The sequence below is a fragment of the Brevibacillus laterosporus LMG 15441 genome, assembly GCF_000219535.2.
Lineage (GTDB): Bacteria > Bacillota > Bacilli > Brevibacillales > Brevibacillaceae > Brevibacillus_B > Brevibacillus_B halotolerans.
Genome location: NZ_CP007806.1, coordinates 4,674,055 through 4,696,485 on the forward strand (window position 1 = coordinate 4,674,055; position 22,431 = coordinate 4,696,485).

General features: G+C 41.8%; 20 protein-coding genes. 2 read left to right on the forward strand and 18 right to left on the reverse strand.

Translation table 11 applies throughout. From position 1 onward, the window contains the following. Positions 1-110 precede the first annotated feature (110 nt). The 14 genes from BRLA_RS20605 to BRLA_RS20670 form a co-directional block, all read right to left on the reverse strand. Positions 111-1,214, reverse strand: coding sequence for a hypothetical protein (locus BRLA_RS20605; RefSeq protein WP_003334429.1), 1,104 nt, complete (start codon positions 1,212-1,214; stop codon positions 111-113). Positions 1,215-1,492: 278 nt separating this feature from the next. Continuing rightward, complete coding sequence (locus BRLA_RS20610) at positions 1,493-3,595, reverse strand: WG repeat-containing protein (RefSeq protein ID WP_003334428.1); 2,103 nt, start codon at positions 3,593-3,595, stop codon at positions 1,493-1,495. Between the two features lie 159 nt (positions 3,596-3,754). Beyond that, positions 3,755-4,708: an alpha/beta hydrolase gene (locus BRLA_RS20615; RefSeq protein ID WP_003334427.1), complete on the reverse strand. Its 954-nt coding sequence runs from the start codon at positions 4,706-4,708 to the stop codon at positions 3,755-3,757. A 346-nt stretch (positions 4,709-5,054) separates the two neighbouring features. Then, a complete protein-coding gene (locus BRLA_RS20620; protein WP_003334424.1) occupies positions 5,055-5,981 on the reverse strand; it encodes an iron-hydroxamate ABC transporter substrate-binding protein in 927 nt (308 codons plus the stop codon). Positions 5,982-6,003: 22 nt separating this feature from the next. Then, positions 6,004-7,020, reverse strand: coding sequence for a FecCD family ABC transporter permease (locus BRLA_RS20625; protein WP_003334423.1), 1,017 nt, complete (start codon positions 7,018-7,020; stop codon positions 6,004-6,006). Further along, positions 7,021-7,995, reverse strand: a complete 975-nt coding sequence (locus BRLA_RS20630; RefSeq protein WP_119912731.1) for a FecCD family ABC transporter permease — start codon at positions 7,993-7,995, stop codon at positions 7,021-7,023. It lies immediately after the preceding gene. A 466-nt stretch (positions 7,996-8,461) separates the two neighbouring features. Next, a complete protein-coding gene (locus BRLA_RS20635; RefSeq protein ID WP_003334419.1) occupies positions 8,462-8,905 on the reverse strand; it encodes a YehS family protein in 444 nt (147 codons plus the stop codon). A gap of 26 nt (positions 8,906-8,931) precedes the next feature. Then, complete coding sequence (locus BRLA_RS20640; RefSeq protein WP_003334418.1) at positions 8,932-9,912, reverse strand: ABC transporter ATP-binding protein; 981 nt, start codon at positions 9,910-9,912, stop codon at positions 8,932-8,934. After that, the gene (locus BRLA_RS20645; protein WP_003334417.1) at positions 9,887-10,897 is read right to left on the reverse strand and encodes an ABC transporter ATP-binding protein; all 1,011 of its coding nucleotides are present in this window, start codon (positions 10,895-10,897) and stop codon (positions 9,887-9,889) included. The genes BRLA_RS20640 and BRLA_RS20645 overlap by 26 nt, the downstream gene beginning before the upstream one ends. Before the next feature lie 43 nt (positions 10,898-10,940). After that, the gene (locus BRLA_RS20650) at positions 10,941-11,786 is read right to left on the reverse strand and encodes an ABC transporter permease (RefSeq protein WP_003334416.1); all 846 of its coding nucleotides are present in this window, start codon (positions 11,784-11,786) and stop codon (positions 10,941-10,943) included. Between the two features lie 4 nt (positions 11,787-11,790). Next, the gene (locus tag BRLA_RS20655) at positions 11,791-12,741 is read right to left on the reverse strand and encodes an ABC transporter permease (RefSeq protein ID WP_003334415.1); all 951 of its coding nucleotides are present in this window, start codon (positions 12,739-12,741) and stop codon (positions 11,791-11,793) included. A 96-nt stretch (positions 12,742-12,837) separates the two neighbouring features. Next, positions 12,838-14,436: an ABC transporter substrate-binding protein gene (locus BRLA_RS20660; RefSeq protein WP_003334414.1), complete on the reverse strand. Its 1,599-nt coding sequence runs from the start codon at positions 14,434-14,436 to the stop codon at positions 12,838-12,840. 222 nt (positions 14,437-14,658) lie between these two features. Next, the gene (locus BRLA_RS20665; protein ID WP_003334413.1) at positions 14,659-16,392 is read right to left on the reverse strand and encodes a sensor histidine kinase; all 1,734 of its coding nucleotides are present in this window, start codon (positions 16,390-16,392) and stop codon (positions 14,659-14,661) included. Further along, a complete protein-coding gene (locus BRLA_RS20670) occupies positions 16,385-17,104 on the reverse strand; it encodes a response regulator transcription factor (RefSeq protein ID WP_003334412.1) in 720 nt (239 codons plus the stop codon). The genes BRLA_RS20665 and BRLA_RS20670 overlap by 8 nt, the downstream gene beginning before the upstream one ends. A 555-nt stretch (positions 17,105-17,659) precedes the next feature. On the opposite strand from BRLA_RS20670, the gene BRLA_RS20675 reads away from it, so the two are divergent. Next, on the forward strand, positions 17,660-18,658 hold the full coding sequence (locus tag BRLA_RS20675) for a PLL family lectin (RefSeq protein WP_003334411.1): 999 nt from the start codon (positions 17,660-17,662) through the stop codon (positions 18,656-18,658). 178 nt (positions 18,659-18,836) lie between these two features. Here the strand turns inward: BRLA_RS20675 and BRLA_RS20680 are convergent, their stop codons facing one another. The 4 genes from BRLA_RS20680 to BRLA_RS20695 form a co-directional block, all read right to left on the reverse strand. Continuing rightward, positions 18,837-19,037: a YwbE family protein gene (locus BRLA_RS20680; RefSeq protein WP_003334410.1), complete on the reverse strand. Its 201-nt coding sequence runs from the start codon at positions 19,035-19,037 to the stop codon at positions 18,837-18,839. 44 nt (positions 19,038-19,081) lie between these two features. Further along, positions 19,082-20,395 (reverse strand): NHL repeat-containing protein, encoded by a 1,314-nt coding sequence (locus BRLA_RS20685; RefSeq protein ID WP_003334409.1) that lies wholly within the window; start codon positions 20,393-20,395, stop codon positions 19,082-19,084. 159 nt (positions 20,396-20,554) lie between these two features. Then, positions 20,555-21,061, reverse strand: a complete 507-nt coding sequence (locus tag BRLA_RS20690) for a hypothetical protein (RefSeq protein WP_003334408.1) — start codon at positions 21,059-21,061, stop codon at positions 20,555-20,557. A 59-nt stretch (positions 21,062-21,120) separates the two neighbouring features. Further along, a complete protein-coding gene (locus BRLA_RS20695; RefSeq protein WP_003334406.1) occupies positions 21,121-21,732 on the reverse strand; it encodes a hypothetical protein in 612 nt (203 codons plus the stop codon). A gap of 208 nt (positions 21,733-21,940) precedes the next feature. Here BRLA_RS20695 and BRLA_RS20700 point away from each other — a divergent pair, with 208 nt between their 5' ends. Then, the gene (locus BRLA_RS20700; RefSeq protein ID WP_236867717.1) at positions 21,941-22,300 is read left to right on the forward strand and encodes a PhzF family phenazine biosynthesis protein; all 360 of its coding nucleotides are present in this window, start codon (positions 21,941-21,943) and stop codon (positions 22,298-22,300) included. The last annotated feature ends 131 nt before the right edge of the window (positions 22,301-22,431 follow it).

Sequence of the window (22,431 nt, forward strand, 5' to 3'; positions counted from 1 at the left end):
ATTTTTTTCAATATCTATACTGTTCTTCACATTGATTGGAATTTCCTGTATCACTTTCCCTTATAGAATTTACACTCAAAGGAAATAAACTTTGAATGCAGAATGTTCCCTTAGTTTCCTGAAATATATTGTCCCACTGGTAAATACTCTCCCATCTGCATAGAAACCTGTTGACCAAAGGGGATATTTACTGCTGTGCAAGTAAAACATGCAGATACCACCATATTGCGATAAATGACACCTTTTACTGGCTGATTGCCTAAATCAATCCAAGTGTACCCATGCTCAGGAATGGCAAAGGCGGGACGCGGAGCTCCGAATCCTACTACCAATGTAGCAAATCCTTGTTCGTCCAATACGGTTTGATAATCAGCCACCGTACAAATAGTAGCAGTCCCAACCTTGGAGACAAAGGACATGCTCCAATATCGCATATTTTCTAGTCCTGTAATGGGCTGATTATGGTACGTATCAGGGAATGTGGGGGCCTTCCATCTCAAACACAAATACTGAGTAGGCGAGGAATAAAGCGGGGCATATATATAACCTCCCTGTGGGTTACCTAGTAAAACGAGATTTTGCTTGTAAGATGGACGAGTCCAGGTGAGCCCATTAGTATTTGGCGGCAAAGCTCCTGTTCGATTTGCTATTGGATTAGACGGCATGCAGCATGCTTGATTGCTTTGTTGTAAAATAGCTTTCATATCAAATGGCTTCGAATTTTTTATTCTGAGACGTTTGCCATCTCGTATGCGCCGATAGGTGATTTTCGGTAAAGCTCCCCCTGCCTCGTCTCCTCCTTCACTTGCTACATATATACGATAAACTAGAATCCCCCACGAATTAGGCTGGCCATTTGGCAGTGCGCCAACAAAAAATATATTATTGCCTACCCCAGGAACAAAAGGGCATACATATTGAGGTGGTGGTATGAACTGAAGCTTGAGTGTATAGCTGCGATTTGTAGCTTGCCAATTCGCATATGGCTCAAACGTATTTACACATCCATCATTGGGGATTAGCATTTGATCAAACGCGGTTGCAATCACTTGCAGATTGTAGCCGTAAACTGTATAAGACATATAACGTGAACAAGGATATTCTCCCTCGATAATGATCTCTACGTCAGGATCAACTACAAACGGATAGAAATAGTACCTCGCATGACAATCAGGGTACAATGCATTTTCTTCAAAAGCCCTCCACTCTGTCATGAATATTTCCCTCCTCTATTAAAAATGATCTATCCTAATTCCTTACGCCTCTCCTGTTATGTAACTTCGTGTAAATGATCTGATACATGCATCCGTCCCTTTTGATGTATTCACATACCTGACATCCTATTCCTGAAAAATAAACACTTATCTAAAACATATGTATAAAAGTACGAGCCTTAGTAGTCAAGAATCAGAAGATCATACAAATATTTTTCGCACATACAAAAAGGCCACAACTCAAAAAACATGAATTGCGGCTTTTCGTATCTAGCTTGTTAATGGAATGCCTTCCAAAACGCTCCCTGTGTATTAATAATAGGCATAATCTCTTTAAATGGAATCCGAAAAGTAGGAAAGCCTGCAGCATAAGGTGCGATTTCATAGGGAGGAAAATAAATATACAAAGCGTCCTCATGCACATAAAAGGGCTGGTCCGGCGCGATTCCTTTGAAGGCATTAGGAAAAACATAGGAGTATTGTGGGTCTGTCTTGATCATTTGGCCGATAATGTAACTTAAAATCTTTACATAGTCACTACTAGGTTTGAATAAATCCTGTAGCTTATAGAATTGCCCCGTCACCAAATCAATTGGAGTATATATCTGTGTAGGCATTCCATGTGCAGCTCCAAACGGATAGTTATAACCCTGTAGCTTTAATTGCACAAGCTGATTATTGAAGAAATCAACAGAGAAGTCACCGAAATAATTATAATCTAACTGGACATTCGGATCGATCGGCTTGACTTGAGATAAATCTTTTAAACGCTTGTTTACTTGTTCCTGAATCGTGCTGGTAGCCATTCCTTCTATTTGCGGATAGTAGACGAGATAATCCTTGTTAGGATGGTACATCTCCTCTTTGACCCGGTATTGCTTGGTAAGTGGAATAACCGTATTTTGTGCGTAAATCAATGTGCCATTTGGTTGATAATAGCTTACTCGCTGGTTCACATCAGCCCTAATTACGTTTCCTATCTTACTAAGCGTTCCATTCCCTTTAAGAATGGGGAGATTCTTCATGATCTCTCCAAAACGATCGATAAAGAAGGTAGACTGTTCATTAGTCGCTGAGGCTATCCCATCCTGATATTTCTCTACTTTATTAAACACGAATTCTGTAAAAAAACGCCCATCCTTATCAGCAATTGCATATGTAGAACCCATGTATGGTGCTTTGCTGTCCTTTAGAATGCCTACTGCTACCCGGTCTTCCCCTAGCATCTCAATATCACTGTACTCCGGCTTAATTTTGAATGCTCCTGTTTTATCAATCAGCCCCAATGTAAGCACGAAATCATCCACCGATGTATTAACTACAGCACGACCTCCTTTGAATGCCTGTGCTGAAGTAAATTTCGGCTCGATGATTACTTTTCCTTGTTCATCCATATAGCCAAACGGCTCTTTTTCTTTATGTTGAACAGCCATTAATCCATCGCTCAACGGCCCTACAGTATGGTAAGGATACGTATGTAATACCTCCCCATTACGGCCTAAAAGCGCATATTGATTCTCTTTGATTTTGACAACTGCCTTCCCGTCAATGAAATCATTGGCTTCTTCATATTTATTAGGTATCACAACCTTCCCTTCCAAATTAAGATAGCCGTATCGATACCCCTGCTCATTTGAATCAGCAAATACTGCCCTTCCATCTTGGTACGTTCCAATAAAAGAGTGGGGTTTATCGCTCAACACTGTTCCCTTGTCATCTATCACCCAAAAGCCCTTGTCATCGATTACAGTTGCCCGACCTTCCGTAAACGAGCTAATTGAATTGTAAATAGGCTTTACAATGTACTGAGCTTGTTCATTGATTAATCCGGTACCATTTGCGACCGTTACAACAGCAAGCCCGTTCTTTTCAAAGGGAAGGGCGTATACAAATTGGGGGATGATTAGAAACTGTCCGCGCTCATTAATGTAGCCCCATTTCACTCCTTCCCTCGTACTCATGGATGCCGGATAGAGAGCAACTAACTTTTGTGTTATTTGTATACGAATCGTTTTAATTAACTCATTCCATTTTGGTGCATAGATAGCTGATGATTTGACTCGGATACCTGCTCCTATAGATTCAATAGCCTTAGCGGGTAAATTTTCCTGCAATTGAGCTTCAGCCAGATAGTACCAATAGAGCGGATGAGCCGTATCTTCAAAAACTGCCTGCCAACCAGCACAGTCTCGCTTGAGCATCACCAGTGAAATTCCCCCAGACCATCTATACGCAACAGCAACGCTTGGATTGCCTTTTTTGCCCGTGTCAATTGTACGAACATAAGATGAATGTTGAGGCTTTATCATTGGCAAAACCTCCGCATCATCCGGCAAATATTGCCGTGCCGCCTCTAAAACATCCGATTCCTCCCACATCATGAGGCACCCTCCTCTAGTTGTGTTTTTCATATTCTATGTAATAGAAAAGGCAATGTACCAAACAAAAAAGCATCTGTCACAGCAATAACGCTATAAACAGATGCTCTACATTTATTTTTATTTTTTGCTAACGGAATGCCACGTCACATAAACATTTGCCTAAAGTGCCTGTTCAATAAAATTCTTTATACGCTTTTGATACTCTTCTTTTGCTACGGTAAATGATTTCGTGTGTCCTGCTCCAGGCACTATCCAGATCTGTTTTTCTCCTTGTGCTGCGTCAAAGATTCGATAAGCCATCTCTGTTGGCACCAGCTTATCCTGATCGCCGTGGATGATAAATAACGGTCGAGTATTCTTCTTCACTTGTTCAATAGGAGAAACTTCTGCAAACGAATAACCTGCCCGTAGCTTAGTCGTCCAACTCGTTGTTTGCATAAGTGGGAAAGTCGGCAACTGATATAAATGCTTCAACTGATAAGCCAATTCCTCGGTCATAGATGTGAATCCACTATCCTCAATAATCCCTTTCACCTCAGGTGGCAGCTCCTCGCCGCTAGTCATTAAGACTGTTGCTCCACCCATTGAGACTCCATGTAAGAAGATATGCTCTACTTTTGCCTGTTTCGTTAGCATTTTAATCCACCCTAGATAGTCCTTACGATCATGCCAGCCGTATCCGACATAGTCGCCTTCACTATTCCCATGGCCACGGGCATCCGGCATTAGCACTTGAAAGCCTAAGTCATGATAGAATTTTGCGTAGCTTTTCATGTCTTCCCCTTTACGGCGATAGCCATGAGCTAAAATAACTGCCTTGTCGCTAGGTTGATCACTTGGTATGTAAGTGGCTTTTAGCTTTAATCCGTCAAAGGACGTTTGCTCTAAACTGCCCTTTTCCTGATTTTTGTACCATTCCTCTACACTGATTTTATCCCGTTCCACTTCTGCATCTACAGGGGTAGTAGCAGCCTCCTGCTCACCAGAATACAGCGTGACCTGACCATCACGACTGATGCTGATCTGATAAAAATAGCTACTGGCGGCAATGATCGCAATAAAAAAGAAAGCTACGATTGAGCCACAAGTAATAATGAGTCGTCGTTTGTTCATGCGTGTTTCTCCTCTTAAAGTATGCTTATTCTGTTCTCACAGGTTGTTCGGTGTTACATTTCCTTGAAATAGAAATCAATACCAACTAATTCTATAAAAAATAACAAATCCCTCTGAATGTTATTGCGGACTGTCCGATTTTTGGCAAAGGTGTTACCTGTGACCAACCCTTTTTATAGAAAAATGAGGCACATTCCATTTTATTTTTTGATTTCCCTATTAATGCCATCCATCATTCGCTGTATAGATACTTCGTTACCATTTACTTCCACAAAAATTTTTCCATTCCTCTTTTTCAATAAGCAAAAAGCCATGCGCAAGAATCGCATGACTTTTTGGTTGTTGTCTATTTACTAAAGATTTTTTCAGCATGATCCAATGCCATTTTTGCCCCAAGTGCTGAGTAATCTAGCCACGGTTGTTCTGGAATCATGTAGACGTGATTTGCTTTCACGGCCTTTAAATCTTTCCAGATCGGATTGCTCTGTAATTGCTCAAACATCTTGTCGGCCCCACCTCTATTGTTCACAATAACAAAGATGGCATCTGCATCAAAATCAGGAAGGACCTCTTGTGAAATCACTTCAAAAGCTTTCTTTTTATTTAGCTTCTCTACACCCTTCGCAGGCTTCAAGCCTAAATCCTCATATAAAAGGGGTCCCATTGGTCTTCTTGTGCTAAATACGCGTAGCTCTTTCCCCGTTACACGTATTCCCATCACGGTTCCATCACCGATTTTGCTCTGTACAAGCTTTTTCACACGCTCTGCCTGTGCTTCGTAATCCTTAATAAAGGCTTCCGCCTGCTGCTCTTTGTTTACAAGCTTTCCTACTTTTTTCAACGTATCTCGCCATGTACCATCATCTAGGTTAAATGAATGTGTTTTTGCAATTTTTTCATACTTAGATAAATCTTTTCCGGCATATTGTTGATCTACATAAATTACATCTGGTTTTAATGCTAATAGAGCTTCCATATCAGGGTCTGCTACTACTCCTAATGGTTTCGTATCCTTCAGACGATCAGCTACGTGAGGCAGGAAGGATTTTAAATCACCACCAATTACAGAACCAACTGGCGTAATGCCTAATGCAAGCAGGTTATTTGTCAAATGGATGGACATGGAGGCAATACGGGGCTCTTTCTTATCTGCCGATTGCTCGACTGTTTGCCCTTTTGTCGACTCTGTATTTGACTGTGGCGTGCTTTGTCCACAAGCAGACAATACAAAAATAGTGAGGATGCACATTAGAATCAGTAGTTTCTCTTTCATTTTTTCTCCTTTTGAAAATGATTTATTTTGTTTTACCTAATACATATAAAAAATAGGGGGCACCTACAGCAGCCACTACTACTCCGGCTGGAATCGCATTTGGTTGAAAAATAGCACGACCAACCGTATCTGCAATCACTAGAATGACCAAGCCAATAAGACCCGCTATTGGTAGCAAATGCTGATACAACGGTCCAACCAGTCGACGCGCTAAATGAGGAGCAACTAACCCAATAAAACCGATTCCTCCCACCATCGAAACGCTGGCGCATGATAAGGCTACCGCGGTTATCAGTAATAAGAAGCGTTTACGGTTCACGGCAGTTCCAATCCCCATCGCCACTTCATCCCCAAGTGAGAAAGCATTCAGTGCTTTTGATTGGGTGAATGCATATGGTGTAAAGATCAGAATCCATGGCAGAAGAGCCACTACATTGATCCAATCTCGTCCCCATACGTTACCAACCAGCCATCTAGAAGTGAATGCATATATTGTTTCATCTAAGGCAAGTGACAGAAACAGCGTAATTGCACTGAAGCCTGCTGTAATGGCAATGCCAACCAGTATGAGGCGAATCGGCAGCAACCCTTTATGTCGATCATAAGCTAGGAGGATGATCAGTACCGCAGTCACTACACCACCTAAAAAGGTAAACAGCGGGATCAATAAAGCTTGAGACCCTTTTAGGGATTCAAAAAAACTAACAAAGATCATCAAGCCAAAAGCAGCACCTGCATGCAGACCCAAAATCCCCGGATCTGCCAATGAATTACGGGATACCCCTTGCAGTATAGCTCCCGAAACTCCTAAGCCCACTCCAGCAAGCATGGTGACAACAATACGCGGCAGGCGGTATTCAAATAAAACCATCATATCCTCTTGACTGCCATTGCCTATAAAGGCTTGGAAAACAGTTAACGGAGCAAGTCGGATAGAGCCTGTATTAAGACTGATAAGAATGGTAACCAAGCTAATAAGCACTAGAATGATTCCGACCAATCCGGCTCGCCTGTCTCTTTTGAAAATGCGCTGTTCCATTTATAAGCTCCTCCCTTCTTTGCGGGCAAGGTAAAGAAAGAAAGGAACACCGACAAGTGCCACCATTACGCCTATCGCTAACTCTCTAGGCGGATTTATTGTCCTTGCTCCCAAGTCAGCTAACACCAGCAGAATTGCCCCTAATAAAGCTGACATTGGAATAATAAGTCGATAAGTAACTCCTACTAGCTTTCGGGAAATATGCGGAATGACTAATCCGACAAATCCAATGGAACCAACAGCAGACACAGACACACCAGCAAGCAATACAGCAAGCGCCATTCCAAATAACCGAATACGCTTTGTATGAGCGCCTAAATTATCTGCCACCTCGTCGCCCAATGAAAGTAACGAAACAGAACGCCCCAATAAAAAAGCAAACAAAATGGCAATCAGGATAACCGGCACCAGTATCTTAAGATGAGACCATCTCACTCCAGAGACACCACCGGCATACCAAAAGGCTAAATCTTGACTTAAATCATAATAAATAGCGATTCCTGAACTGAGTGAATGTAGAAAAGCTGCAACAACCGCTCCGGCGATCGTTAGACGCAATGGTGTTAACCCTCCAGTTGCCCTCGATCCCAATAAAAAGATGAGTAAGGTACTAAGCACGGCTCCTAGAAATGAAAGAACCATCAAGCTTGAGTAGGTCAAATTTGGAAAGAATGCAAAGCTGAGCGCTACAACAAACGTAGCACCTGCATTAATCCCCAAAATCCCTGCATCAGCTAGCGGGTTACGTGTAACTCCCTGCATCAACGCCCCAGCAACTGCGAACGCTGCTCCGACAACAGCAGCCCCAATCACACGCGGTAACCGCATTTCGTGAATAATTTGATGTGTTGTCAGCTCTGAATTATAGGAAGTAACAGCCGTCCATACCGTTTCTAGTGTCAAATCCTTTGCTCCAAATGAGATGGCTATGAACATAGAAACAAGTAAGCCGACAAGCACCAAGAGAAAAAGCATCGAGATGAGTGATAGACTCCATCTTGCTGTAGTTATTTTTATCACATGCTTATTCAACAGCATTCCTTCTCCTCAAACCAATTCTTGTTTGAATTTTATGTATAACAAGCTTACTTTGAAAATGATAATTATTTTCAGTTGTGATTATAGCTTGGTTACTTATAAAAAATCAAGAAAAATTATACCCACAATTGTTTTTATATTTTTGTGAAAGTTGTTCCTTCATTACATGATCTATCAGATCGAAATCAATCTCTAACGTCAATAAAAAAACAGCACCTGTTGGCGCTGAATTTATAAAAGGAGCCATACTGCGTTGTTGAAAAATGACTAGATATATCGTAGTGCTGAAGTGTTACGCCAGTACGACAAAAAAGAAAATGATACGATCGTGATGCTAAACGACAAAAAAGTCACCCTGACAGGTGACTTTCCATTAATAAATGACGGTATGATACTCCTATGCTTACGAATGAACCAATTCGATTTGGACGACCTTTAGCTCTGCGTGTTGATCTTGCTTTTGCTCTACGACTGTCCAATTCTTAGAGATCACAGACTGTAGCCAGATGACTTCCGCTTCTTTCAGCTTAATTTCCGATAGATATTCTCCCTTGTTTTGATAATCACGGTCAGCTACTTGGTTTAGTCTTACAGAGATCAGATATTTAATCCCATTGATTGTATTAAATTTAATCTGATATCCTTCTCTGACTGCTTGTTCAAGCTCATTCCAGTTTTGTCTGGAAAAATCGAGCAGATGAGAAAAGTCGAAGTCATCGCTACATTGCTGAAAATCGCTGATATCTTCCTTTTTTAAAGCATCCAATAATTCTTCATCTGTCACACCCTTTGCTCGAAGGACTTCAATCATCAGTGCTTCATTTTGCGAAAGCTTTACTAGAGACATTGTGGAATACCCTCTCGATTTTTGACTTATTCACTGAATAAATGACAGGCAACCTGATGACCCGCGCTAATCGATACTAGCTTTGGCTGCTCTTCTGCACAGCATGACGATGCATAAGGACATCTCGATTGGAACTTACAGCCGCGAATGGTTGACAACGGGCTTGGAATGTCACCTTTCATCATGATACGATTTTGATCGCGCAGGTTCGGATCAGCTACCGGTATAGAGGAAAGCAGTGCTTGTGTATAAGGATGTGCCGGATGCTCATATAGCTCGCCACTCTCAGCTACTTCTACCAATTGACCTAAGTACATCACTCCAATGCGATCTGAAATATGACGGACCATCGATAGATCATGGGCGATGAACAGATAGGTCAACCCCAGTTCATTTTGCAAATCCTCTAGCATATTGACCACTTGTGCTTTAACAGATACATCCAGTGCTGAGATTGGTTCATCGCACATAATAAACTCCGGCTTCACAGCAAGAGATCGAGCAATACTAACCCTTTGTCTTTGCCCACCGCTAAATTCATGCGGGTAACGCTCCAGATGTTCTTTCTTTAAACCTACACGCTCCAAGAGAGCCGAAATGATTTCCTTGCGCTCATTTGCCCCGAGCGATTCATGGATATTCATAGGTTCACTGATCAGCTCAAAGACAGTCATACCTGGATTTAAAGAAGAATACGGGTCCTGAAAAATCGTTTGCATTCGTTTGCGGAATGGCTTAAGCTGTTGTTCGTTCATTTTTGCAACATCATGTCCATCAAACAGTATTTTCCCTTCAGTCACATCGAACAGTCGAACGATACTGCGTCCTGTTGTAGATTTACCACAGCCGGACTCACCAACCAGTCCAAACGTTTCTCCCTTATAAATCTGAAAACTGACATCGTCCACAGCCTTCACATATGTCTTTACCCCTCCAAAAAAGCCTTTATGGATTGGATAATATTTTTTGAGATGCTCTACATCAACTAAAATGTCTTTGGTTTTCATACCTGTTCCCCCCGATCTCTTCTCCCAGCCAGCATTTCATCCGTTGATCGGAGCCCAATTCATAAGAAGGCGGAATCTGATTCAGACATTTATCCATCATATGCGGGCAACGCTCGGCAAATGGACAGCCATTCGTAGGGTTTAATAAACTAGGCGGAGTTCCCTCGATGGGAGTTAGTCTTTCTTTATTCCCCTTATGATGTTTCGGCAGGGAACGCAAAAGCCCCTGTGTATAAGGATGCTGCGGGCGATAAAAGATATCCTCAACCTTCCCCTCCTCCATCACCATACCGCTGTACATGACAATTACTCTTGTACATACTTGGGCAACTACACCCAAATCATGCGTGATCAGCATAACTGCTGTATCTGATTGGTTAGCGAGCTCTTTTATTAAATCAAGAATCTGCGCCTGAATCGTTACATCTAATGCGGTAGTAGGCTCATCGGCGATCAATAGCTCCGGTTCACATGAAAGCGCCATTGCAATCATCACTCTCTGCCTCATTCCGCCGCTGAATTCATGGGGGTATTGGTTGAAGCGTTCCTCAGCAGAGGAAATGCCTACCTGTTTTAATATTTCGATTGCCTTTTGTTTCGCTACAGACTTACTCACCTTTTGATGTCTGATGATTACTTCCGTTAGCTGACGCCCAATTTTATATACCGGATTCAGCGAAGTCATGGGGTCTTGAAAGATCATAGCGATCCGATTCCCACGAATTGCTTTATGCTCCTTTTCTGTCGCTAAAAGCAGATCCTTTTCACCGAAATTGATCTGTCCACCAACAATTTTTCCCGGGTGTGCAATCAAAGAGAGAATGGATTTGGCGGTTACGCTTTTTCCACTTCCCGACTCGCCTACAATCCCAATTATTTCACCTTTGTGTACGGAAAAACTGACTCCTCTAACAGCCTGCACCTCTCCAGCGCGTGTGAAGAAGGACGTTCTTAAATTCTTCACATCCAATAAAACTTCCGTCATATGACTCACTCCAAGCTGATCATCTTCATTCGTTATTCTATGTCTATTCGTCATTGGCTTTTGGTTCAAAGGCTACTCGCAAAACATCCCCTAAGACATTAAAGCTCATTACCGTAAGCAGAATAAACAAGCCGGGAAATAGAGCTAGATGGGGTGCTTCCCCTATATATCCTTGTGCGTTGTTTAGCATGCTCCCCCAGGATGAATTAGGTTGTTGAATACCTAATCCCAGAAAGCTCAGCGCCGACTCCATCAAGATCGCAGAAGCAATATTGATGGTCGCCGTCACAATGATAGTAGAAGAGATACTTGGAATGATGTGATAGCAGATCATTTTAAATGAGCTTTGTCCCGACACCTTGGCGTACAATACATATTCTCGTTCCTTGACAGATAGTGTCTCTGCTCGGACAAGTCTAGCTACATTCATCCAGGTCAAAAGTCCAATAATAATAATCACGGTTTGAATACTAGGCTTTAAATACACACTTAGAATCAGCATTAATAAAAAGGATGGAATTGACATTAAAATCTCTACGATGCGCATGATGATGCTATCGACCATACCTCCAAAATAACCGCTAATCGCTCCAATTGTTGTACCAAGTCCGGTAGCGATAATCATAGCAGCAAATCCCACCAGTAAAGAGACTCGCCCACCATATAGAGCCCGAGAAAAATAATCCCTACCGTAATCATCAGTGCCAAAAAAGTGCGTTTGGCTCATCGCCTGAAGCCGATCCTGAATAACGATCTGATTAGGATCATACGGAGCTAAAAAAGCAAATAGGGAGCCAAGGGCAAAAACAAGCAGAATCATAATCGAGATCAAGCCCAGCTTATTAGAGAACAATTCCATTTTTACGTTATTCCATCTTCTTCTATTCATCTTGCTACCTCCATGCCCTGATTCGAGGATCAACTACGCTGTATAGGATATCTGCCAGTAAATTGCCGATGATAAGCAAGACGGACGTAAACATGGTAATCGCCATAATGATTGGGTAATCAAATCCAAAGGCAGCTTTAATACTAAGTGAGCCAATTCCCGGCCAAGAAAATACCGTTTCAGTAATAATCGCCCCAGCAATCAAATCAGGTAATGACATCCCCAGAAGGGTAATAATCGGTAAAAGTACATTTTTTAGCACATGGCGAAAAAGAATCTGCCATCGGGTAGAGCCGTACGCGTATTGGATTTGAACATAATCCTCTTTTAGTTGTCCAATCGTATTGGAACGAATATATCTCATATAAACAGACAATTGCCCAAAACTAAGAACCAAACAGGGAAGAATCCCGTGCTTGATAACATCCCAGGTGGAGGTCACTCCGATCGTTCTTATTCCCATGCTAGGAAGAAGATGCAGTTTAATCGCAAAAAAGTAAATCAGAAGCATAGCAAACCAAAAGGCTGGAATGGAAATGCCTACATATGAAAACATATTTAAAATACTGTCAATCCATTTATTTCGATTTGCCCCTGCCAGCAATCCTAATGGAATAGCCAACAGAACAGACAGAAGGATAGAAGCTCCCATTAACCCTGCTGTTGCCGGCAACCGTTCAATTACCTGTGTCAGCACAGGCCGATGATTGATAAGTGAATAGCCAAAATCACCCATAAACACATTTTTCAGCCACATCAAATACTGAACATACCCAGGTCGATCTAATCCCATGTTATGCCGAATCCGTTCGATATCCTCAAGACTCATTTTGGGAGTAATGAAGGCTTGCAGGGGATCACCGGGAGCCAGCTTTATCAAAGCAAAGCAAACAATAGAAATAAAAAATAACATTGGAATGGATTGAAGAATCCGTTTTGCTATAAATGAAAACACATGAATGTCCTCCTACAACAGCTTCTGGGAATGAAAATAAGCTGATTCGAATCAGCTTATTTTCTCCCTTGTTCCCTATAAATGATTGAACTATTATTATTGCTCGTAAATTTTTGACAAATCCTCAAACATGGTAACCGGCTTCGTAACCGCCTCTTGCAACCCACCAAATTTTTTATCCACCGCTATAATGGATTTAGGGTATGCAATCGGATAGATTGGTACATCATCTGCTACTGTTTGCTGGATTTTTTTATACAGCTCAGCACGTTTTGCCGTATCAACCTCTACAGCGGCCTTGGACCATAGCTGATCAAACTCTTTGTTATTGTAGTGCGAATAGTTAAAAGGCTCTGTACTAACAAATAGAGATTTATAAGCATCCGGTTCATAGCCCATAATATAGCCGCCAAAGGACAAGTCATAATCTTTGTTTTTCATATCCTGAGATTTGTTTGAGAACGCTGCTGGATCTAATGGCTGCAATTCAATTTCAATTCCGATATCTTTCAATTTCTGCTGTAGATAGAGCGCTTGGCTGGTTTGCGGTTTATTGTTATTCACATAGGCCAATCTAAGCTTCAACTGATTGACTCCTGCTTTTTTAAGCAATTCCTTAGCTTTCTCCACATTATAATCATACGTAGGCAACTCCTTTGTATAATAAAGCGCATCAGGAGTAAGCAAGGAATAAGCAGGTTCAGCATAATCAAGAGACGAGTACGCTGCATGAACTAATTCATTTTTATCAATCGCATAGGCAATCGCTTGGCGAACCTCTTTTTTCTGTAAAACATCAATATTGAGGTTAAAAGCCATGTACACCAATCGACCTTCATTATATTTAATTAAGGTAAACATCTGCATGTCATTCATCTTGTTATAGTCCTGTGGGTCGATGAACTTCATTTGAATTTCGCCATTTTGCATTGCTAAATTCGCAGCGTTACTATCCTTGGTAATTCGATACGTGATCGTGTCTAAATAGGATTTTCCTGCAAAGTAGTTATCAAAACGTTCTAAGGTTACATACTCTCCAGGTTTATATTCCTTGAATTTGAACGGACCAGAACCGACTGGACTGAAGTTTTTTTCACTCTTTTCAATATCCTCTATATTTTCAAAAATATGTTTAGGAATAGGGGAAACCTGAACCAAAGCTCCTTCAAAAGCTGCACTGACCTGAGGAAGTACAAAGTCTACTGTTGTATCGTCAACTTTTTTCACCTGAATCGGCTTTCCATCTAAGACAAACAAGCTTCGTTGTGGGCTGTGTTGCTTTTCATCCAAAATACTAGCAAGCGTAAAGACTACATCATCAGCAGTCAGCTTTTTCCCATCATGCCAAGTCAGGTTATCTCGCAGTTTTAGCGTATAGGTTAAAAAATCCTTGGATTGCGTCAGGCTCTCAGCCAATACAAATGTTTTCTTCCCCTCATTGATCGTAAATAAGGGTGCAAACAAGGATTGATTAATCGTTAAGGTCACGCGATCCCCAGCATAGTTCGGGTTAAGTGCGCTAGGATCATCGCCAACTGCGATTACCAAGCTTCCCCCATTTTTGGGTGTGCCGCTCCCGGCTACAGGTTGACTTTGGTCTCCTCCCTGCTGAGGTGCTGTACCTTCACTAGCACAGCCGCTAAGAAATAAAAGGATACTCATCATAATAGAAATAATTCCAAAGCGCTTCGTCATGTCGACTCCTCCGATTTTGATCTTCATTTCGGGAATAACGTTAAGTTGTTTTCTAGTATAGCACCTTAACGAAAAAAGGCAAGTAAACCGATCGGAATTAATCCATAAAATAAAATAAAGCAGCCACTACAGGATGACTGCCTGTTAATGCCTGCTTTACATCTGGATAATTCTGCTTTGCACAAGATTCTCTCCTCAAGCATGAGAAGCTCCCTACTGATGTTATTCACAAGGAAACGATAAGGTGATCGCAGTACCCCTGCCTACTCCTGTTTCTACCTCGACTGTCCCGTGATGCCCCTCTGCAATGGCCTTTGCAATACTCATTCCCAGACCGGAGCCTTCTGTCTTCTCCTCCGTATGAGTGCCACGATAATAACGTTCAAATAGCTTTTCTTTCGTTTCCTCATCCATCCCTAATCCTTCATCTTTTACAATTAATATTGCTCTGTTCTCCTGGCGCTTCGTCATAACTGTAACCATCGTCCCCGGAGGAGTATGCTTGACTGCATTAATAATCAGGTTATCCAGCATGCGCGTGAACCACTTCGGATTAGCCATCATGTACAGTGGCTCAGGATTATTTTCGTAGGTAAATGAGGTTTCCTCTATGGTTACGTCATTGATATGCTGCAAGATAATCCGTCTTACAAATTCATTTAGCTCCACCCGTTCTACAAAAAAGGATACCGCATTGTTCTTTAATTGAAAGGAAAGAGAAAAATCCTCTACTAAGATCCGCATATAATCCGCCTTTTCTCGAATCATATGCCCCACTTGCTGTAATTCCGTTTCTGTCCAATCAAGCTGTTTGCTTTCAAGCATGTGTCCATAGCCCTGAATGGTTGTCAGAGGTGTTCGCAGGTCGTGAGTAATTCCAGTCATCCACTCTTCTCTGGTTTTTTCCAACCGTTTTTTCTCCCGCTCCGACTCTGTTAGCTTTTCAGCCATCTGATAAAAAGCCTCAATAACCTCCTGATAAAGTCGATATCGCATGCGTAGCTTTCCGTTTTTACGATACGCATTTTTCCTGTCCTTCTTGGTCAATACCTCATCGTAGCGTCCCTGTCCCATTCGCTCCAGCCAGCCAATAAATAACAGCAACGGCTGACCATAACGATAGCCATGCCAGATGGAAAAAAGAATGGCCAGAGCAAAAAGTCCCCCGCATAATTTTACGAGAGTATAAATGATTTCATGTAAAAGCGGTTGCTTCTGATACTCTCCGTCTTTTTTCGTAATATGTAGAACCCACGTATTAAGAGATGTAGGGTCATAATATACATCAATTTTCGTCGGATAAGAACCTGGCTCCATCTGCATCTTCACTAAATCAATAGGAAGATACTGCTGTTTCTCTGTTTTTTTGCCAATTGTTTGAATAACATTTCCTTGTGGATCGACAACATGTAGGTAACCTAGATCATTCACTTCTTTTTCTATCTGTGCCAGAGAAGAAGTGGCCACTATTCCTTGATGAGCATAGTGGGCAAACCATTTAGCCGCCAATTCTTTGTTTGGTTCACTATTACCTAGTAAAAATAAATACGGTGAATCAAATGTGTTATAAATCTTTGTGTATATCGTATATGAATTCCAATGACTTGTTTGATGAATCCCCCACAGCTCATCGATTCGGTAGCTGTTTGGCAAGCCTTCGGGAACATTGACTGAATGAATAACGCGCCCATCTTCCCTAACGATTTGTAACCACATGCCCTTTTCACGTATCTGCTTTAGTAACAAGTCATTAAATTGGACTTTGTCTTTTTCAATTATGGTATCAGACACCATTATGTCCAGTGCACCTGCGGGAAAATTCCGTTTAATCTCGTTCTGACTGATTTCTTGTACAAGTACAATTAATCCCACAGTGATGAGCAGAAGTGTTCCGATTGCAAGTAAAAAAAACTGATACATAAAGTGTACAGCTAGCCTTCGTTTTAACCTACTCACGTCTGTTCTCCTTGACAAGTTTGTACCCCAGCCCTCGAACGGTTACCAGATATTTTGGATCGCTGGGATTAACCTCAATTTTTTCACGAATTCTACGAATATGAACCATGACAGTGTTATCATCTGCTAGACCATCTAATCCCCATACCGCTTCATACAATTGACCTTTCGAAAATATCCGATTGGGATGTTTACACAAATAGAGCAGCAACAGAAAGACCTGTGCCGGACACGAGACCCGCTGTCCTTCCACGATAAGCTCCCCTGCCGTTTCGTTTACGATAAACCTGCCAAAATTGTAGCTATATGTTGTAATCTCTGGCTCTGAGATTGGAATAGATAAATTATCTCGTCTCAGGCGAGCCTTAATTCTCGCAGCGATTTCCAATGGATTAAATGGTTTTGTTACATAATCATCTCCGCCTGTAGCAAATCCCGTCAAAATGTCCAAATCGGAGGCTCTTGCCGTAACGAACAAAATATGGGCATGGGACATCTGCCTGATTTTTGGACAAATATCAAACCCGCTTTGGTCCGGCAGCATGACATCAAGCACAATGAAATCTGGTTTCTGCTCCTGAACCATTTGCAAGGCTTCCTTTGCTGTTGAAGCGTGAAATATTTGATGAAAGCCTTCATTTCTCAATACTTTCTCCAGCATTATAACAATTGATCTTTCATCATCAACAAGTAAGATCTTGGCGTTCTCCACAATTCTCCACCTCGTTGTTATCCTATCACAGTAACCTTAACAACACCTTAACGTTAAGGCGGAGATTTTATCCCTGCATAAGGCTGTGTTTACTTTTCCATAAAGGAGCTGTTTTATCGTAGTGGCCGAGATGAATACGAAATGAAGCTAGACAGATACAAAGAATAACAGTCGTAGACGGAATCTGCGGAGTAAGACTTTTAGGTGTCCTGATGGCTAACGTGTTGATTTTTCAATATGGACTGTCAATGAAAAAAACAAGTTAGTCTGTTACACATAACTACTATTTTGTTCAAACAAAGAGCGATCGTTTTCATAGTGAGCTGTCTAGGAAAACACTCGCTCTTACTTTTATTTGACAAAGTAGCTTAGGAGTACGTTCTATTGGAATCAGTCAAAGCAGAGGAACATCGGCTTCGTATTCATGACTTTCTCATTCTATTATTTTTGATGCACAAAAACCTATTTTTTAATCCTTTGTAACAAGAATCTTATTTGCTAAATAACATACTTTTGGAAATATTTCCAATCTATTACTGAAAGATGGTGTTCATAATGTCAGCAACAGAAAAAGGCTTAGCCAGTCGAATAGATTTCTTTGCTCGCGGCAATGATCAAGCTCTTTGGCATAACTGGCAAGTTGCTTCAAGTAAAAGTGGTTGGAGTGGCTGGACCTCCTTAGGTGGTGCCATTCATTCACCTGTAGTAGCTCGTAATGCGGATGGACGCTTAGAGGTTTTTGCTATTGGTACAGATAATGCCCTCTGGCATATTTGGGAATTGACCCCGAATGGTCGTTGGAGTGATTGGGCTTCTCTTGGCGGTTGGATCGATAGGTTAGCTGTAGGTAAAAATGCTGATGGGCGCTTAGAGGTCTTTGCTCGGGGCAGCGATCAGGCTCTTTGGCATATTTGGCAAAGTGCTCCTAATAATGGCTGGAGTAAGTGGGACTCCCTTGGTGGCTGGATTGATCTGCTAACCGTAGGAAAAAATGCGGATGGGCGCTTAGAAATTTTTGCTCGGGGCAGCGATCAGGCTCTTTGGCATATTTGGCAGAGTGCTCCTAATAATGGCTGGAGTAAGTGGGCTTCCCTTGGTAGCTGGATTGATCTGCTTGCTGTAGGACGCAATGCCGATGGGCGCTTAGAGGTCTTTGCTCGGGGGAGTGACAAGGCTCTTTGGCATATTTGGCAAAGTGCCCCTGATAATGGCTGGAGTAAGTGGGACTCTCTCGGCGGTTGGATTGATCTGCTTGCTGTAGGACACAATGCTGATGGACGCTTAGAAGTTTTTGCTCGGGGGAGTGATCAGGCTCTTTGGCATATTTGGCAAAGTGCTCCTAGTAATGGCTGGAATAATTGGGCTTCCCTTGGTGGGTGGATTGATTTGCTAGAAGTAGGACAGAATGCGGACGGGCGTCTAGAGGTCTTCGCTCGGGGTAATGACAAGGCTCTTTGGCATATTTGGCAGAGCGCTCCTAGTAATGGCTGGGGGAATTGGGACTCCTTAGGTGGGGGGATTGACCAGATAACGGTAGAGTCCAAATTCCGTTAATGAAATACCTAGTAATGAATTTATCAGTTTCATACACGAAAAGATAAAAGAGAAAATGGAGATTAACATCGACTGATTGTTACATCTCCATTTTCCTTTATGTTAGCAAAAAAGATTTGTAACCTACTTACAGACTTCTTTCTAAAGCTCCACCATAGGGATTAATCTCAAACGTAAGCTACTCCCCTTTGATAATCTCTTGTACTCTACCTACCATTCCGTTCGTCAATCTTACTTTTATGCCATGTGGATGCGTGCTGGAATTCGTCAGAATGTCTTTCACAATTCCTCTTGTACGCTTTCCTGTTCGCTGATCTTGTTTTAAAACAATCTCCACTTCTAGCCCAGCTATGATCTCACTTCGCTTTTTCCCATTCATGTTCGCACCGCCTGTACCATGCTATATCATTCCTATCTATTTGATTACCAACGTAAGACTTCATCTAGTCCCTTCCAAGTGATAAAACGTTCACATTCACGCAGCGTCCCCGTTCCAATCCCGTATTCGTCCATCTCCTCCGCCTGCAAATCTAGAAGATGAAGCATGCCTCCATAGGTACCGACTGCCAATAGCGTTTCGTCCTTGGAGACCGCTATGCCAGAAATCGTACTGCCGACAAAATGACGCCATAGCTCCTGACCTTCTGGATTGATATAACACACGTAGCCGTATGCATTGCCAAACACAGTTCCCCCTGATAGTGCCACAGCAGTATAGACCCTGGATTCTTCATCCATGATTGGCCACTCTTCTACTGATTTCGCCTGACCATTATCCACCTCTTTCAATGGAACGCGAAACATTATTCCATTATAAAAGTGACATGAGTTAAACCAAACGCTCTGATTATCTTTAGAGAATAAGCAGTAATGCGGGTAGCTAGACTCCGGATAGAACGAATTGCTCTCCCCTGTTTTTCGATCTATAAGTAAATGGTCACTGCATTGACTGCCAAAGGCAATCCAACGTTCATCATGGGAAACAGAAGCATGAGGCATATCAATGTCAGTATCCTCCAGCTCATCTTCTAAGCACTCTGACACACTAGGATGCAGGAGCGTTACTTGATCTTTTTCTATGAAGTAAATCCCGTACCCACTAGCCAGTAGCAAACTTTTCCCGTCTGAAAATGGAATTACTTCCTCTAGTATTTCCTCAGGATGCTCACAATCTGCAAGCGTATTTAAATCAGGAATTGTTGATTTAATCTGTGACAATAAATCCTCCCAACGAAACACTGCTACTTCTTCTCCCTGTAAATGTCGATCCGGATGACGAATCAGACGGATATCCCGCTGACTAACCAAAGCATATACAGAACCATCCATCGAGCAGCCAATATAGCTTAACTCTTTACATTGCTCTACGCCCTCTTCACTCGCTATGAAAACACTACTTTTCTCCCATGTTGCTCCTGAGGTGAAGACGAGTGTTTTGCCATCCAGAAATGAAATAGACCTTACAGCCTGCATCTCCTTTTCAAACCTCGTAGCCAATGGCCATGTCGCAGGAGGAAGCTCTTGACGAAGCTGTTGCCATTTACCCTTCTTGTTAGCGGCCTTTATCATTTCGAAAACTTCTTCCGCCAATTGAGACCTTTGATCATCTGAAGGATACGCAGGCTCCTGTTTTCCTTCCATCTCTCTTATTTCGCGGATAAAACGGTTTACATCTGAAGCATACCGTTTTCCTTCCTCACGCCATGCCCCTGCCACTTCTTTGTTTAACCAGTCCATGTCTTCCCCTCCTAGATGCTTTCGTTAAAAGAAACTGAATTCACTTGTAAGCCGATATGATTAACTCCTGATTCTCAAGAAGGAGGTGGGCGGCATCAATCTATCCTCTAGAAACTCCTGCCGTCTTCTCTCGTGAGTTAATCCATCCTTGTTTTTCTCTTACGGGGTAGATGATGAAATTCGCTCTCCCTTCATGGAGCACGCTGCAAGAACAAGCCAAAAATTCTTGTCATCATAACCATTGATGACTCCACTGATCCTATATCCAGGATATAAATACTCTGGTTTTACCTGACTCTTAACAGCCTCGTACTCTGTGACTGCATAGACGCTATCGTTTACCCTAATGATAATTCCCTGAGGATAAAACATTTCGATGACTCCCATGATTTCCTGCCCTATGCTATACTCACTTTTGATCTGATCCCATTCTTCCTTATATGGTTCCAGCACGAAGTCCCATAGCCTTTCAAATTCAGCTTTATCTATCACTTCATTGTCTGCATACTCTATTTCAATCTCACTTAATTTAAAATCAGGTCTAGTCGATACCGTATAATGATCGTTATCGGTTACCACAATTTGTCGATATGCGACTCTGCGATCATCAAGCTCAAAATAATAGAGTTCATTCTCCTCCATTACTGGCACCCTTACATATTGCATGAATTGTCACTCCTCCTCATACCTTTATTCGTTTAAATCCACTCATTTCTTTCGCTTTGCTAATCTTCAAATTTTTTCTGTAGCTTATGGAGTATTTTTACGATAGCGTCCCGATTCTTCGCCTCTTTCATATACGCAGGAAGGGAATGAGAAGCAGTTCGCATAGGACCATTTGCTGGTTTTTCACGCAAAGTGGCTGACGTATAGGATATCAGATAGCTCAAATGCTCTCGATTTACAGCCCACACCGGTTTCCCGCGAAAATAATCCAAATAGTATAGCTCCATATGAAAAATCGGATCCCTCCCACCTCGAATATCCTGATATCGCCAACGATAATCTGCCACTCTATGCATTGGCACTTGATTGATTGTCTGGCAATGAGGGCAAGCTATATTCAGTTGTTTTTGGGTTAGTTGCTTTTCATCCTTTACTTCCAGATTGAAGTATCTTTCACAATGCTGGCATACCCCTCTAGCCGAGTATTTATAGGCTTCCATTTGCGTTTCGGTATGATAACACGCACCGCATCTTAGAACATATTCATTAGATTCTATTGAAATATATGCGTTTTTCGAACATTTCGGGCAATGCACGACTACCTTGCCCCCATAATGAGTTACCATATTAAAGCAATATTTATGACCATACTCATCTGTAAATCGTTCCAATATAGACCCTCCTACTTGTTTATCTCTAAAATGATTTATCCTTCTCTTCTACACTTACAGCGTTATTGCCCTATCATATGTATCGTCAAAATGGTAGACATCTCTTGAATGGAGCAAATAAACTAGTCCAGCACTTTTCTGAATCAGATGATCAACGGGATTAAAAGATAGCCTTGTTCCTATAAAAAACCTAGAGATTCTCCATAACATTACACCTGATTTTGATCTGATCTCACAACTAAGCAAAAAATATCAGGTTATTGGCTTTCATTTATTCACATTGGATACAAAAAACGAAATGATTGCTGCTTGCCGGAACTTTGCCCCTTTGTATGATATACCGGAGGAAAGTGCGACAGGGACATCCTGTGGGGCACTAGCATGCTATTTGTACAAGCATAAATTCATTTCTGATCAGGCCATTCACCCCTTAGTCTTCTCTCAGGGTCACAGCATGAATCAGCCTTCCACCATTATTTCAAGACTTTCTATTAAACAGGGGAAAATCGAACAAATTGAGGTTGGCGGGACTGCATCAAATATTCAACAAAGGTTCGTCATCATATAAATGTTATTCTGGAAGCCCCGTGTAATATACAAAAAAAGACACCTGAATCATAAGGTGTCTTTTGATTTGCGATATGATAGTGCATCGATAGTTATTCTCTTAGAAATGTCTATTGTTCAGCCATTGATTAA